The sequence below is a fragment of the Mogibacterium pumilum genome (genome assembly GCF_002243385.1).
Taxonomy (GTDB): domain Bacteria; phylum Bacillota; class Clostridia; order Peptostreptococcales; family Anaerovoracaceae; genus Mogibacterium; species Mogibacterium pumilum.
Window position 1 is genome coordinate 25,729 of the sequence record NZ_CP016199.1, and the last position, 16,223, is coordinate 41,951.

The 16,223-nt window shown below is 36.5% G+C and carries 14 protein-coding genes; 2 read left to right on the forward strand and 12 right to left on the reverse strand.

All coding sequences use genetic code 11. The annotated features are described in order from the left end of the window. Positions 1 to 41 precede the first annotated feature (41 nt). Entirely contained in the window at positions 42 to 1,028 is a 987-nt protein-coding gene (locus tag AXF17_RS00110) for an IS30 family transposase (protein WP_094233251.1), read from the forward strand. Positions 1,029 to 1,158: 130 nt separating this feature from the next. Here the strand turns inward: AXF17_RS00110 and AXF17_RS00115 are convergent, their stop codons facing one another. Next, on the reverse strand, positions 1,159 to 2,496 hold the full coding sequence (locus AXF17_RS00115) for an aminomethyltransferase family protein (protein WP_094233252.1): 1,338 nt from the start codon (positions 2,494 to 2,496) through the stop codon (positions 1,159 to 1,161). Positions 2,497 to 2,658: 162 nt separating this feature from the next. Here AXF17_RS00115 and AXF17_RS00120 point away from each other — a divergent pair, with 162 nt between their 5' ends. Further along, positions 2,659 to 3,543, forward strand: coding sequence for a LysR family transcriptional regulator (locus tag AXF17_RS00120; RefSeq protein WP_094233253.1), 885 nt, complete (start codon positions 2,659 to 2,661; stop codon positions 3,541 to 3,543). A 20-nt stretch (positions 3,544 to 3,563) separates the two neighbouring features. Here AXF17_RS00120 and AXF17_RS00125 read toward each other — a convergent pair whose 3' ends face one another. The 11 genes from AXF17_RS00125 to AXF17_RS00175 form a co-directional block, all read right to left on the reverse strand. Next, positions 3,564 to 4,379, reverse strand: a complete 816-nt coding sequence (locus AXF17_RS00125; RefSeq protein ID WP_094233254.1) for a hypothetical protein — start codon at positions 4,377 to 4,379, stop codon at positions 3,564 to 3,566. Positions 4,380 to 4,529: 150 nt separating this feature from the next. Further along, on the reverse strand, positions 4,530 to 5,645 hold the full coding sequence (locus AXF17_RS00130; RefSeq protein WP_207651562.1) for a hypothetical protein: 1,116 nt from the start codon (positions 5,643 to 5,645) through the stop codon (positions 4,530 to 4,532). Further along, a complete protein-coding gene (locus AXF17_RS00135; protein WP_094233255.1) occupies positions 5,638 to 6,063 on the reverse strand; it encodes a helix-turn-helix domain-containing protein in 426 nt (141 codons plus the stop codon). Before AXF17_RS00135 ends, AXF17_RS00130 begins: the two co-directional genes overlap by 8 nt. Positions 6,064 to 6,391: 328 nt before the next feature. Further along, complete coding sequence (locus tag AXF17_RS00140; protein WP_169711280.1) at positions 6,392 to 7,015, reverse strand: hypothetical protein; 624 nt, start codon at positions 7,013 to 7,015, stop codon at positions 6,392 to 6,394. A gap of 369 nt (positions 7,016 to 7,384) precedes the next feature. Then, positions 7,385 to 7,969 carry a nitroreductase family protein gene (locus tag AXF17_RS00145; RefSeq protein ID WP_237049048.1) on the reverse strand — a complete coding sequence of 195 codons (585 nt, stop codon included), beginning with the start codon at positions 7,967 to 7,969 and terminating at the stop codon, positions 7,385 to 7,387. Between the two features lie 64 nt (positions 7,970 to 8,033). Further along, positions 8,034 to 9,140, reverse strand: coding sequence for a pyridoxal phosphate-dependent aminotransferase (locus AXF17_RS00150; RefSeq protein WP_094233257.1), 1,107 nt, complete (start codon positions 9,138 to 9,140; stop codon positions 8,034 to 8,036). 302 nt (positions 9,141 to 9,442) lie between these two features. Continuing rightward, complete coding sequence (gene srtB, locus AXF17_RS00155; RefSeq protein ID WP_094233258.1) at positions 9,443 to 10,258, reverse strand: class B sortase; 816 nt, start codon at positions 10,256 to 10,258, stop codon at positions 9,443 to 9,445. Between the two features lie 977 nt (positions 10,259 to 11,235). Then, positions 11,236 to 12,783 carry a TFIIB-type zinc ribbon-containing protein gene (locus AXF17_RS00160; RefSeq protein WP_094233259.1) on the reverse strand — a complete coding sequence of 516 codons (1,548 nt, stop codon included), beginning with the start codon at positions 12,781 to 12,783 and terminating at the stop codon, positions 11,236 to 11,238. 282 nt (positions 12,784 to 13,065) lie between these two features. After that, positions 13,066 to 13,482 (reverse strand): recombinase, encoded by a 417-nt coding sequence (locus AXF17_RS00165; protein ID WP_094233260.1) that lies wholly within the window; start codon positions 13,480 to 13,482, stop codon positions 13,066 to 13,068. A gap of 53 nt (positions 13,483 to 13,535) precedes the next feature. Beyond that, positions 13,536 to 14,864 carry an SPFH domain-containing protein gene (locus tag AXF17_RS00170; RefSeq protein WP_094233261.1) on the reverse strand — a complete coding sequence of 443 codons (1,329 nt, stop codon included), beginning with the start codon at positions 14,862 to 14,864 and terminating at the stop codon, positions 13,536 to 13,538. Positions 14,865 to 15,051: 187 nt separating this feature from the next. Beyond that, a complete protein-coding gene (locus AXF17_RS00175; RefSeq protein WP_207651563.1) occupies positions 15,052 to 16,170 on the reverse strand; it encodes a helix-turn-helix transcriptional regulator in 1,119 nt (372 codons plus the stop codon). Positions 16,171 to 16,223 lie beyond the last annotated feature (53 nt).

Consider the following 16,223-nt stretch of genomic DNA (forward strand, 5'->3'; position numbering starts at 1 on the left):
AAAATAGTGTTTGCAAAGACATCTAAAAATCAGGAGGAGCCATGAATCATTATACTCATTTTACACTAAAAGAGCGCGAAATGCTAAAACATTTTATTGATATAGGCAAAAATCAAACAGAAATTTCAATTTTACTAGGGAAAAACAAGTCGTCTATATCAAGAGAAATTAAAAGAAATAGTCAAAATGGCGAGTACATACCTTGTGAAGCCCATGACAGATATAAAAATAGAAGCTTTAATTGTAGACCAAGAAAAAAGCTAGATAATCCAAGTCTATATGAATGTGTGAAGGATTTATTTTTGAGGCATCAATGGTCTCCGGAACAGATTTCCTCTCGATTGAAATTTGAAAATTCAAGCTTCACTATTAGCTACAATACAATTTACAGGGAAATATATAATGGTCGTTTTAATGAAAAAGGACTATCACATGGAAATAGAGGAGTCATTCGCAAACTACGACATCGTGGTAAAAGCCGTCATACAAAAAATTATGAAGAAAGACGTGGCAAAATTCAAATTAGTAATTTAATTACAGATAGACCAGATCCTGCAAATAATCGAGAACGATTAGGTGATTGGGAGGCTGATACAGTTATGGGACAGACCGGTAAGGCTTGCTTAGTAACATTAACTGATCGAAAAAGTAGGTATCTACTATGTAAAAAAATTGCAAAAAAGAATTCATTTTTAGTCAAACAAGCGATGATTGAGCTTTTGGAAAATCAACCTCTAGAAACAATAACTCCGGATAGCGGCAAAGAGTTTTCTAAACATGCAGAAATTAGTCAGGAGTTGAATTTAGTAGAGTTTTATTTTCCATTTCCACATCATCCTTGGCAAAGAGGAACAAACGAAAACACCAATGGATTGTTGAGAGAATATTTCCCGAAAACTGTGGATATTAATCAATCAGATAGCTATGTTGAAGCAAAAATGAAAGAAATAAATCTTAGACCGCGCAAATGCTTAAATTGGAAAACTCCATACGAGGTTTATCATTCAGTAGAGTTGCATTTGACTTGACAATTCAAGGTATAAAAAATCAGTACCTTACTTAAAAGTGTACTGATTTTTTATGGAGCTATTTCCCTATAGTCCCTTCTTGTAATTGTATTATTTTCTTATGACAAACTTGATATATCTGCATACAAAATTATTTTTTAAAATTAGGGTGTGGTATTTTTTCGACATCAAAAGTTTCATTTCTGTATTCTTCGTTAAAATAAGGAAAACGTGCAACTGTTACTTTGATTGGCATGGCTGTATTAGAATCTGTTCCCCAAAGCACACTCAGTTCTTCACCTTCATTTGCATATTTCCGGTCAATAAACGCAAGGGAAATCATCTTCTGATGATAAAAATCCTTTAAGCGGCCTGATGCAACACCAATCATACTTCCATCTTTAATAACTTTGCTAATTACAAATGGATCAGTTAATGCTCCATCTGCGACACGAGAGATATCATCACAAGGGGCAATGTCCTTTCCCATAAATTGGGAGGCAAAGACCTTTGCGACATCCTCGGCATCCCACTCTAATGTCACTACAGTACGTGGAGGATTTTCTTTTAACTTTAACAGCGCTTCCTTACCGATAAAGTCATGATCGTAGTTAATCAGATAGTCCCATTTTACATCAAACGGTGTAACAAAAGCATTTTGAATATCATCAGATGCACTTCCGTAGAATTTATACTGCCCAAACTGAACATTATAACCCATATGATCGAGAACGTACTGTTTCATACCTTCACCATTAATAAGGAATGGATAGTAAAAATGGATATACTGGTTCGGGTAGCCACCTTGCGTATGATTTCTGCAATAATTTACAAGACCGAGGCGCTTAATACCAAATTCTTGGCCTGCTTCTACAATCGCATTATATACAGTATCGATATCTTTCATTGCACCATGCATTTCATATGCAAGGCTGCCCGACATACCAAGACGATGTATAGATGTAGGAATCCCCTTTATTTCAATAAATTTATGTTGAGCGAACTTCAAATCATGAATATTTGTTCCAGAAACCTTCTCCATGATTTCAAGAGAACGCGGTCCATCAATCTGTAAAAAGAATTCATCATACACCCATTTTCCTTGAACATTGAACCCTAGTGTTTCTACATAATAAGCCAATACAGGTGCAAGCCAATATGAACGGTATAGATCTTCCTCAAGTCTCATCAGGACACCATCTGCAAGCATCTGCCCTTTTTCATTACACAGAATAGTATGTCTGGAACCTCCAACCTTCAGTTTTGCATAATCCCGATTTACACTCACATAGTTCATTAATTTTACGACATCTGGTCCAGAGATATCATAAACTGGAGAAAGGGTGAGGAAACACCCAAGCCAGGCTCCATTACGACATGCGAGCAGTTCATCTTGGGGAGAAGTAAACATAAGTGGTGCGCATGTAGAATTACCAAAATTGAAAAGCAACCGTGCACCTTGATTGATACTACTATCAATACTAAACATAGAAATAAAACCTCCTTCAAATATTGTGATGTGCTTTCACTATTACCGTACCATAATTTCAATTTTTTGAGAAATGCTACATTTGATAGTGATTTATAACGTTGCGTTATAAATCGCTTTATTATACAATCGTATATAAATGTAGATTTGGTGGAGGTAGTTATGATTAAATGGAGCTTTATAAAAGAATATGTTACTTTGGCGGAAACGCTGAGTTTTACAAAGGCAGCAGAGCTATCATATATTACCCAGCCTGCACTCAGCCGACATATTGCTATTCTAGAGGAAGAATTTGATTGCCGATTGTTTGAGCGCTCTACCATAGATGTTAAATTGACACCATCAGGAGAGGTTGTTTATGAAGCATTTCGCATTATTCTTAATCTATATGAAACAACACGTTGGCAGGCAAAATCTCTTGCAGTTAATCCTATAGAAAACATAATAATAAACAGCCCATATTATTGGACTGGAGATTACACAGAACCATTGATAAACCGGTTTGTGGAAGATTATCCTTCATGTAATGTATCAGTTAATTCATGCCAACCAATTGATGGCCTTATGGGGTTGGAGAATGGGGAATGTGACATTTTCATATCAATGGAAATGAAAGACATATCTACGCTAATATCCGGTGTACCCTTTGCAAAAGAGGAATTACATGTCTTTATGGATAATGAACACTGTTATACTCAAAAGAAAGTTATATCTTTAAATGATTTTAATAATCAGCCCTACATATATATGAAAGGGTTCGAGAGATGGAAAAGGGAATATCTCCAAGGTATGGCTCAAAAATTAATATTTCCGAGTATTGTAGAATGCTGCGAACAGATAGATATCATCGGCTTAATATTAAAACAAACAAAAGGTCTATGTATACTTCCATATAGTGTAAAATACATGAATCGTTCATACCTAATAAATAAACCATTTGCAGAAGCACAATTCGTGGATATGTGGGTTTATTATCGAATAGATAATCACAATCCCATGATAGAAAAATTTCTTAAAGCCAATAATTTACTTTCGTATCAAAAATAAACACTTCAATACATAAAACATCAATAATCTTTCCAATGTGGCAATGGCTTTATTTCAAGAATATCTATAGGAGGTATTTGCACATGGTTCTTAATCAGAAGTACCTCTTCAGTCGGTTCTCCAAAGGCTGTAAAATATGCTTTCGTCAAATAGTTTAGGACCTTATCCTTATCACTTTGATTGTCATCACTGTCATAGATGATTTTTTCACCACTTACCTTTGCAACTATCTCATAAGGATCGTTAATAGACGCCCACTCTTGGGATAAATTCAATCCAAGAAGATTATCGATATCCATCAATATTTCTGGTCTATGATGAACTTGTCCTCCGTAAGGACTTCTCTCCCACACTGATAAAAACCCACACGTAGTATAATCATAGTAAAACTTTCTCCCTATGGACCAACATTTATAAGCCTCTGTATCTTGTCTTGGGCAAGCCCCAAAAGTAATATCAAATCTTTTTCCTCGATATATCAGTATCCGCTCATCTAGATTGATATCAATACCGTGTTTTTCCAAGAACTGTCTTAACTCAGAGTCTTGACACAAATATGATTGTTTTAGATCTAATACTCCATGTTTCTGAAAGGAAGTGCACCCGTTTGCACTTGTTGTCACATGAAAATAGATAAATTCAAAATCTTTGTAGCTTCGTGGAAAATGCCCATAAGAACTAATCACGTCTTCCACAAGATAGTCTGTATATTTATACTCGTGTTGGCGACCAAGATATTTTTCCCACTTTGAGATTGGAACACCTGTGAGATTCATCAATATCTGTTGAGCATATTCAGTTGTTCTAATATCGTAAGTCATATTAACCATAATCATCTTTTCCTCCTCATCCAGCTTCACATAAATAAATTTGAATCTATATATTTAATAATACCCCTGCACCAATTATAAAACTATTAGGAAATAAAAATAGCCGAGCAACCTCGACTTCTACCACTGCACACCCATTTTTGAGTTTGCACACCCCTAACCATAGCATCTTTTAGGATAATTAAATTGTATCAATTTCTGAATGATTATATCTAAAACCCTATCTGTTGGTTGTATATCAAGTAATTCACAGAACAAATCTGTAATATGTCGCGGTGTTAAGATAATACCTAAACTCTGTCCATCGCCTCCAGAATAAGATATGAATTCCCCATAAAATCTTCCTATATAATCTTCTGTAGATGAACTATATCTTATATTTGTGAAGATGCCATTATATAGAACCTCTGTAAAGTATCTAAGAGGAGTTTTCCCAAGATTGGAATTTTTTTCATTAATCCTAGTGTTATCTTTTATGATATTGAATTGATTAAGAAGCTTGTCTCTTTTTACTTCAGGACTAACATTAGCTCTTTTTAAATTATCTTCTATCGCCTTATATATTTTTGTACCATCAGTTCTTATTTTGTCACCAATCAAATCAGATATATCAAAATTTTTATGTTCAATTTCTGATAATGCAAGTAAAATTCCAGAAACAATCAACGGTTTGTTTTTATCCTCTAAATTCCCGTAATTTCTTATATCTTCATGAAGGGAACGAGCAACTTTTAACAATTCTTCTGTCTTTAGTTCATCATTAGTTTTGACTTCTAATATTTCTCTTTCGTAATATTCTTTGATGTTATCAGCACTGAAAGATATAAAAGTTTCAACATCATTAAGTTCCTTATATCCTCCTCTTTCATCAACAAACATGGGTGAAATTCTATGGTTTTTCTCATTACCACTTACACCAATTGCGATAATCTTGTTATAGGTTGTATTTTTGGCTAAATGTTTTCCGTAGAATAAAGCACCATTAACAGCATAATCTGTAACTGATTTAACATCTTCAGCAATCAAATCCTTCTCGTTTCTATTGATATGTTTATTCAAACTCGCTTTATCTTCAATTACAATTAGAAAATCGCTTATTACACCAACATATTCAGGAAACCCAACATTTCCTGTACCCTTCTTGGACGCAGTTGCTAATGCTTCGTCTATTTCTTTTATATTGCTTCCTTGTGCAGAGAAATCATCTTGCACACCGATTTCTTTCAGCATGTCATATACCCAAAGATCTGTCATTATTTCCTTCTTAGCCATTATCTGTTTCCTCCATATAAGCAAGATTCTCTTCAGCAAAACTTTCTAATAATTTATTAAGCTGATAAGTTTGAGTTCTCGTTAATTTGCATTTATTTTTTCTAATCGATTCAAAGACTTCATCATTCTCAATTATAAATTCACATATATCTGGCGGTGGTGTCCCTCGAATTTGCGAATATAAATGATCCATTTCCCCTCGATCTTCATCACTTGGTTTCAACATTAGGATTATATTTTTATAAACTTCAGGACTCGGAGCATTTATTCCATCTTCAATATATTTAAGGTTTGAGTTTGGTAGGTCTATAGCTTTTGCAAGTCCGCGTTGACTTTCTCCTTTTGCTTTACGATTAAATTTTATTAACTGTCCAAGCTCTTCTTTCAGTTCTTTTTTATTATCTATTGCTCGATTCAAAATGCTCCCCCTTTCTTTTTTGTTCTATGTTCTGTAACATAGAATATTATAACATATCCACTTATTTTTTCATCCCTAAAATTAAAGAACTGATGACATTTTTAATCACCAGTTCTTCGAATTTCAATACATTACTTGTTTGGAGTTGTAACATTTAAGTAGAGCCTGTAAATCCACCAAATTCTCATGGTATTATATCAATGAAAGGATTGGTGAGACTATGCAATACGGCAATTCATTCAAGCAGGAAGCCCTCGAACTTTCAGAGCCCTAATATGTGTCCAGGTTTTTGTCCGCACCCCCTAATATTTTGCATCCAAATTTTAAATCAGCGATTGTTAAACATTTTCATTAGAAAATCGATAACAGTTACTACATTAGAACAGCTCCCAATATAACTAGATAAAACTTTTATTAATTTATTATTTTCTTGCTTAGAGTACAGGTTTTTTTCAATCATTTTTATAGATTCTTTTATTTCACATCTATCACTCCAACTTATTTTTTCATCTTCAGATAATTTTAAAATAGTTTCCAAGACTTCATTAGGAAGGTGATTTTGAATATTGTTAATTTGCACCCCATTATTAATTGTTTTGTCTCGTCCTATTTTGTCTCCTGCTACATAATCACCACCATACAAAACGGATGGCTCATTGATATATTTAGTATAAATTCTAAGCTCTCTTTTATACCTAGAACCTCTATATCCACTAGAAAATATTTTTTGAACGCTTATAGTGTAGATTTTTTTATCAACAATAGTACTTCCATCACTAAGTTTATATCCTAATTGAAAATGTTGATCTAGAGCAACCCGTTTATTTTTCTGCCAAATCCAAAAATCAATTGCATAATATTTTTCTTTTCTACATTGATCTTCCCTATTTGATAACTTAAAATCCTTGTTTGTATAATCTTTTTTCTGGTCTATACTTGTGAAAAAAGTCATAAATAATTTTTCAATTATCAGTAAAGCCAAAAAAATATAACTATTATTCCTGTCAAAATTAAAATCGCTTTTATTGGCTCATTCCTTGTTAATTCAAATAGTTGCTTTAAACAATTCAAAAACTCTTCTGAAGATTCAATAGTCACCTTCAACACCTCCACATATTTAAAATTTATAATTTCCAAAAAACCTCCCCAAAACGATGGAAGGCTTTCTAAAAAATTCACCTAAATTCAACAACTCCCTTTCAGACCTGTTTTTTTCTTTCTTTTGGTATCAATACAGTATCATTTAGAGAATTTTACTTCATCAAAATCGCCCAATTCCTGTATTTTCAAGCATTTTATAGCAGTAGCATATTTACTTCTCCTACTCCCACTCAACTATCACATCATCCAGCTTTCGTTTAGGCACATAGTGCATCCCGTTTTCATCACGATAATAGTCAGTTGATTCACCTTCTTCAATCTCGACTATCTTGATATCTTCGATTGATTTGCCTAATGCTATTATAAGTAGCGGTCTAAGATTTTCAGTCAATCTTAGAGCATCAGCCATTTCTTTTGGCGAAAAGTATCCTAATATGCAGGCTCCGAGCCCCCTCTCTGCAGCCACTAAAGTTATGGATTGAGCGGCGATTCCTGCATCCGTGAGATACCCTACCTCACTCTTACTGATGTTTTCATCCTGACAGATAACTATGTATGCCATCGGTTCAGTACCCGAGAATGGTAGATGAAGTTCCGACAATTTTGCAGCGAATGATATCAGCTTGACGATTTTATCTCTTCCTTCCGGAGTGTTTACAGTCACATATTTAAGTGGCTGCATATTAACACTTGACGCAGATAGTCTGGCACAGTCAACCATCTCTCGGAGCTCTTCATTAGTTACTTCTCTTGAAACATCGTAACCTCTTACACTTCTGTTTTTCTTGATTAAGTCCTTAATCATTATTTCGTCCCTCTCCGTGTGCATAGTTTCATTCGGTTCTTAATCATCGCTCACAGTACATATTTCACGAACTAACTATATTCCTAATTGCTTTTATTAGCCTACCTGCATCTTTTAACGTTGGAACACGCAACCTTACACAGTTCTTACCGAGCGGCTCGAACTCGCTGCCACTACATGTCAAGATATTCTCTTTCATTAGAAGCTTCTGCAAATCCACCTCTTCATCTATATGTCTTAATAGACAAATAGGCACTCTGTCATCTGTTTCAGCCATGATTATTTTATTTCCGCACGCGTCACGAAGTGCACCCTTGATAATGGTAAAGTCCGTTCCGTGCTCAACAGGTTGGACATCGTAATTGAGGATTGCAGCTGTTATCGCACGACTCATCTCATTCATCATATAGGGATTACTTATCTTCTTGATGTATTTGACAAGCTCTTTGTTTGTGATAATATAGCCAGCTCTCGCCCCTGCGAGCCCGAACCCTTTTGAAAAAGTGCGAACACTAATCATGTGATTATATTTTGGTCCGAGCATTACCGCCGATTCTTCACGCGGGATAAAGTCTGCATAAGCTTCATCTATTATTGCATACACCTTCAGCTCCTCGCACTTGCTAACTATGCGCTCGAGCTCAGCATTGGACAGGAACTGCCCTGTCGGATTGTTAGGATTATCAATGTATACAAACGAAGTATTGCTATCTATCGCAGCAACCAATCTATCCACATCTTCTTTAAAATTATTCTCATCACTCATAGCTATCCCGCGCACTTTCACGCCCATTATACGCGAGTACTCGATCATGTCGGTAAATGTCGGCATAAACATGACCGCTTCAGCATCGGGTTTTGCAAAAACATTTACGAGAAGGTTTAATGCCGAAACACTTCCGTCGGTCATAACAACATTTTCCGGCTCAATGAAAGCATAGTCTTGCCAGTACTTGACGACAGCTTCATGCGCTTCTTCACTATGAGGGTATTGATAAAGCCTGTTCACATCAAAACTATGGACAATATCCACAACTACATCAGGAAATCCGTAAGGGTTTATACCCAGACTACAATCTAAAGTATGTTCATCAGCTACCGGAGTGTTGTCTGCATAACTACGCATCTCGGGTAGAAGTTCATCACGAATCTTTGTTTTATCGATACTCATATTGGCTCCTCTCGTGTTTTTGTTGTTAGTTATTATAAAGTGATAGCAGATACAAAGATCATTTATACTTATATTATATTGAATATGGCGTAAATTCAAAATAATTACTTCATAGATGGATACCGAATAGTCTTAATTGAAATATCAACATAGTTACCAGTATATAAATAAAAGAGACGCCTAACCGCGAATCGTGTCATTGGCAAACTCGAAAACCATTGATTTCAATTCTGTTAAACGTCTTTTAATTTATAATTATTTTAAATGGATATGTATTATCTTGTTCCCTCGGAAGTTAAGCATTATTTTTGCTTATCAATCTTCGCCTGCAGTTTCTCTCCTGCCTTGATTTCTTTCTTCGTCCAAGGTACAGCCTTACACACTACCACATATCTGGCTTCATCATAGTCATATGCGCAGGTGCTGAGTGTAACGATCTTGTCATTAGTTGTAGCAGTAACGCCAGTGCTGATTTTGGAATTCTTAACTGTATAATCTATAAATGCCTGTTTCTCTGCTTCATTAATGAACGAGTACTTGTAAGCATCGCTCGTAGCCGGAGTAATATATGACGAAATTATCTCCAGATGATACTTTTTGTCAGGAGTAATAAGCTCTAAGGTCTTATGATCCTTATAATAATCATTCTCCTTTGTGTAACCTCTGAGCGATTTAAACATACTGCCATCATGCATATGATGACCATAGACAATAGTGTTGAAATCAGAGAAATCCGCACTATTGCGATAATCCATGAAAATAGAACCTGAAACACTATACTTCTTGTTAATGTCAGCATGTAAATACAGGTCATTATCACTTCCACGCATAATTGGGTAGTTAATTATGGTATCCTTCTGATAAATCCATCCAACTACATCAGGATTCAGTTTCTTAAGTGCATCAAAATCAACAACTCCTGTAAATTGATCAGGATCCACTTTCGCTTCTTTAGCAACATGTTTAAATCCACTCCTGGAGTGTTGATATTTATAAAGTGCTATTCCGACCTTATATCCACTGATTACTATAACGCATACTAAGCAGAATATTATTACTCTAAATGCCCAGTCAATTACACCATTTTTCTTGGTTTTTTTCTTAGTACTTTTACTCATTTTATATACTTTTTCCTTCTGATATTAATAGTTTGTTCTGTCTTTACGAGCCTCTTCATCTATTATGGCATCTACAAAACGGTTTAGCTATAAGACACTAATTCTAATCGTGTTCATGTAAGTCATTTCTTATACATATCCCTATTAATTCTCTTTACTGATGAATACACCTTACGAAAATGAATTATATCATTGCATATAAATAAACTCAACAAATACAGATTAGTCACCCACCAATCGAGTAGGGCTAACTTGTAGCCCCTCTCACACCACCGTACGTGCCGTTCGGCATACGGCGGTTCAACCTAAAGAGTAATCTACATAGCTTATGAGTCCTCGTTTAGATTGTCTCCTTTCCTTCCTCTGCTCTTGCGCCCTCTGTCCTACCTCCTATGAAGCGTTCGTTCTGTTATGTCTTAGCTACTTGCTCCTCGTTGGACATGGATTCTTGCCATCAGAGTTCTATTTGACTTTAGGTTGTTCAGCCCTTCGCTCCATATCCATTACAGATACTTCATAACTACTATGGCTTCGCTGACTTCTCGTGGTTCGTTGTTACTACAGCTGTGACGTCCACGAGACCTCACGGGATAAGTCGTCATTCTTTCCTCATCTACCTGCCTAATCTACGCATACAGGTTACGACTACCTTTTGGACTTCGTGACTTATAGTCCACTTATCCGCCGTATGCGCCTTGGTATTAGGTTCCTGTTCGTCAGGCTGTGCTTTAGCTATCCCTTCTTCTCGCCCAAGCCTCGCGACTTGAACCTCAGGAGTCGCTTTGTGGTTCGTCGCTGGCTACACCCCTTGTGGACTTTCACCACAGATTGACGGCATGCCCGTCATATTATAAAAAACTGGTGACTTTTGTCACCAGTTATCAATAACTATGTTTTAAGCGTCCATTTACATAATGTTAACTAAGCATGTAGATTATTTGTGCTACTCCTAGTCAAATTGAACAACTAGAAAGCATCTACTTATTAAGGTCGTCAATATCATCAATCATACCTTTTATTTTAGACACTCCCCCGACTACCGACGAGAGGCTATCAGCTTTTATCCCAGGCAATAGCTCTTTGACATTACTACCTTTTACCGAATTGTTGTTAACTCCTTTTATGTATTCATCCTTAAGACCTCGCCTATGCTCAGTGAATTCATCTACCATAGAAACATTGCTCATCTCCTTGACTGTTTCCTTCTCATATGTATGACGTGCACCTGCATTCCTATACCTTGAATACATCGCAGCAAAGAATATTACTCCCGGCAAAAGAAGCGCCCAGCGATAATCAGAATCCCATTTCACCAAATCACTTCCCAGTAATATAGCCAAAGCACCTCCGAATAACTCAATTATTATTGATACTATCCACAGTTTAGTCATATCGATAGGAACACTTCCCATAGTCTCCTTCGTTCTAGCATTAACTGCAACATAGTGGAGTAAATTCTTTTTGCCTTTAACCTGCATATAGCTATATAACCATACGGGTAGATATGCGGCATTCCAAGACTCGCCCTTTACCTCGAATTTATCAACGTCCCAAGCAACACCTCTATCATATTCTTTCAAAGTGTCATTCGCAGCAAATCTAGCAATATCGTTAGACTGAGTTTTTACCAAATCCCTTATATGATCGATATTGACATCACGTTTCTGCGAGGTGTACCCACGGAGATAATTTGCATTGTATTCAACACATTTATCAGTATCAAAGGGCATAATCGAGTTTATGATATTTGTTGTCTTTTCATTTGAAGAAACATTCAGTTTATCGGCACTTGCCTCAACCGTAAGATCGTCTATTACGATATCAAAATCACGTTCAACGTGATATGCATCAGCATCATAGCGATCCTCTTCTTTATCACCGTTCGTTACAGTGTACTTTCTAACAAGCTTTTCTCCTGTACCCGAGAGATGTGAGTGAGCATTTACATCTATAATCATATAAGGGAAGTATACTCCACAGATATTTTCAGAAGTAAACTCTTTGGTGAACCGCGGATGTGCAAAAAACTTTCGCTTTCCTACAAACTCATCAATTTTCGCTTGTGCATCGACTTTAGTTACATTGAAAGGAAGTACGACATCCGGAACCGCACCATTAGGAACGGCAGAGTTAACTGATAGCATATTTCTGCACCAGTGACACCTAGCCTGCCCTGCAGAAGCTGTGTCTATAACTACTTCAGCACCGCAACTTTCACACTTAAGGGTCAACACATCCTCTGCATCGGCTATAATATCTGATGCTCCTTTTGAGGTATGAATTCCTTCCAGTTCAGCTATATTATCAGGCTGCTCAACAACTTCAGGCTCAAATACATGCCTGCAGAAGTTGCATCGAAGTTTCCCTGTAGTCGGATTAAGCTCTATATCAGTAGCTCCGCATTTAGGACACTTAATCTGACCATCTTTTCGTTCGTCTCCTAATTGTTCTTCAGTGTGGCTATCTTGGTAAACAGAGCCCTCTCCCTCAATTATCGTCTCTACATAATCTTTATCATCTATCATATCCGTCTCCTTGGTTATAGAGAAGGTATCGGAAAATGTACTTTCTTGAGCAAATTTCCTACCCATCTATTGAACAAATACACCGCTTGTGGCACAGCAGAATGCTATGATTAGCAGGTTAAAGCTAAACTATAATTTATCCCTATTGGTATTAGTAATATGAATTATGAATATATTAACCTTTTGTTAACTGCTTTAACCACTTCATACGACACTATATGCGTCGTAAAAATGCTATACCACAAGCGGAAAATATTGTATCAATTATAGTTAAACGATATATTACTTCTCTTCTTTTTTAAACGCTTTTGTCGCTATGGCTACAATACCGCCCACAACTATAACAATTGCACCTATTAGACCCACATAAAATCCAGGTCCATAGCTAAATTCTACTTTATAGCCTTTGAACTCATCCTTAAATGTGGATGTAAGTAAAGCCCAAAGACCACACTGAAGAAGTCCGAATATTATTACAGGAATTCTTTTCTTAAGTAGCACAAACAAAGTTGCCAAAATAGGAGCTATCAGAAAGAGAAAAACTGTTCCCGTTCGTCCTTGGCTCTTATATGCATTGTAGATAGAATCACTCACATTTTCACCTAAAAAAGATGCTTTATACAGTGTTAGGAATAAGGAAATAATCGTTAACACTAAACCAGCAATTACAATAAGTTGTACTCTTCTATTCTTATCCATTTTCTGTTCCTCCTATGTCCTCAAAATAACTTCTTGTTCATAATTCATATACTTTATAATCCGAGAAGCTGCCTCTTAATTCTGTCAAATTCTTCTTGTGTTATTACACCTGCATCAAGAAGCTTCTTCATCTCAATCAACTTTGCAGTAGAGTCTACAGGTTGTTGAGGCTGCTGTGGCTGTTGTCCATACATCTGATCCTGTGACTGCTGTGATTGCTGTGGCTGTTGTCCATACATCTGATCCTGTGACTGTTGCGGTTGCTGTGGCTGCTGTCCATACATCTGATCCTGTGGCTGCTGCGGTTGCTGTGGCTGTTGTCCGAAGCCTGGCTGATATGTACCTTGATTATTAGGCTGTTGCATTCCTCCCATTACGTTTCCAGCAGCACCCATTCCCATGCCCATAAACGCCATATTTGCACCACCACCATTTTCTCCTGCAGCCTGCATTCCTCTAGCAACAGACTGTTGCATAAAGGAATTTCCACGAGCACCAGAGAGTGCATCTGCACGCTTTACATCCTTCATCATAAGCTTTGTATCTTCATCGTATTCGATAGACATAATAGCAGTTTTTACGATTTCAAGCCCTCTATCTTGACGCCACTGATATGCATCATCTACGGCCTTCGAAAGAGCCTGTGCAAAACCAATTTGATCGCCCTGAATCTTACTCATTCTATTTCCTTTAGAAGGGTCATTTGTATAATTCGAAAATGCGGCAGACAGACTTCCTACTACCTCATTAAACAGCTGCTCTCCTGCAGGATTATCCATATCAGCAAAGTCAAACTCAGGTGCATTCGGCGAAACATATGACACAGGAACAAAGTTCTTTACGAATAGTACAGGATCTACTATCTTGAGCGTATATGTTCCTCTTGTAACTGCACCAACCTGTGTTCCGAAATATGCATCATCCCAATAGATTTCAGACTGTGTTCCAAATCTATTGTTAGGAATCTCCTTCATATTTACATAAAATACAAGCTGCTGTGCTCCTGGAATACCGCCAAACTTAAACCGCTCCCATGACTGCTTTACAAGTGCATCCATCGGGCTGTCTCCAGCAAATATGGACTTCGCATTAGGATTATCACTTGAATATTCATAGCCACCGGCTTCAGTTATAATTCCTGTGATTGCACCATCCTGCATGGTAATAAGCGCTGTTCCCTCCGGAACTACTACCTTGCTGCCATTAGATATTATGTTTTCACTTCCTTTGTAGTTAGCGCCTCTCCCCTTATTTGTTCCCATCGGAACACCAGGGAATACGCCTGCGGTTGCAGATACATTTGACTTAGGACCATAGAAGTCCTTCCACTGATCTGCTAGAGTTCCGCCTATAGAGCCCTTGACTGCTTGAATAAAACCCATGGGTTACCTCCTATAATTCTAACTATTCTTTCTACAAAATACGGCAGTTCGGTAGTTCATAAATCTTCTCAATAACTGATTTCTTGTATTACACCGAATTACCATCCTATTAATGATAGGTTATCTTTTATACCAAATTTAAAAAAGTACCCTAAGGGTACTTTTCGCTAAATATTACTGACACTACTTAATAGTAGACTTGATTTAGCAATTCTTTCAATTCCTCTGTCATGCCACACCTATCAAATAGCTTTACATACATGACAATCTCTTCTTTAGACTTGATTCCAAGCTTATGATATATGTTCTTCGTGTGCTTTTTTACGGTGTTTATGCTAATAAACTCTAAATCTGCTATTTCTGCAGCATTACATTCACATGCATAATCATAGAATATTTTTTTCTCTTGAGGCGTAAGCGAAGACAGATTCTTCAAGAATTCATCAAGCGCCTCACGAAGACTTGGTGGAATTTCATTTACCGACATATATGGAGTTGATCTCACAAGAGATGATATTGCCTCTTCAGCTGAAATTTCATTGATAGTTTCAATTGCATTTATATAAGGATCATCCACAATATCCATAAGGTTTGCTAGCGTTTTTACATCGTGCATGAGAGTAATTTTACAAATCTGAACAGGAAACTCTACTTCTTGATTGCGATACTTAATTCTTTGATTAAAGAATATTTTAATATCGGAAATCATTTCATCCTCTTCGTTCTTTGCCTCCGGTTCAACTACAATAGCAAAGACACCTCTTTCACAGTAAAACACTCTTGAACTGCGTGAAATTGTCTTGAGTTTGCTGCCAATAAATGATAGTAAAAGATTAAATTTCGAATTTCCGCTCGAGGCTGCTCGAAAGAATTCCTTCCTATAGAGTTTGATGAGAATCACATCTGCACTAACTTGGCTATCAAAACATAGCACAGAATTTTTCACAAAAGAATACCTATTAAAAATTCCTGTAGTATAATCATATATATTGTCAAGGCTATCTATAGATGAGGACAGACACATCAGTGCCAACGCCTGAAAAAATAGCTCAATAAGCTGGTGTTTCATAAAGAATAGTTGAATTACAATAGGAACCACTGAAAAAACAAGCATAATAAGCAGTAGTCTCCGCTGTGCCTTTACTATGAGCTTCTTATGTTTGATTACTATCATAATGGCCATAAGCATATACATAACTGCACCCGCATTATATATATACATTCCCACTCCATGCTGGTAAATATTTTTGTCATCATAGTAAAAAACGGAATTAGTAATAGGATTAAGCAGTAGTGTTGATGCCATTATCAAAACTGCAGGAGCAAAAAACAGCACTTTTTGAAATTTTGTTGCATTTA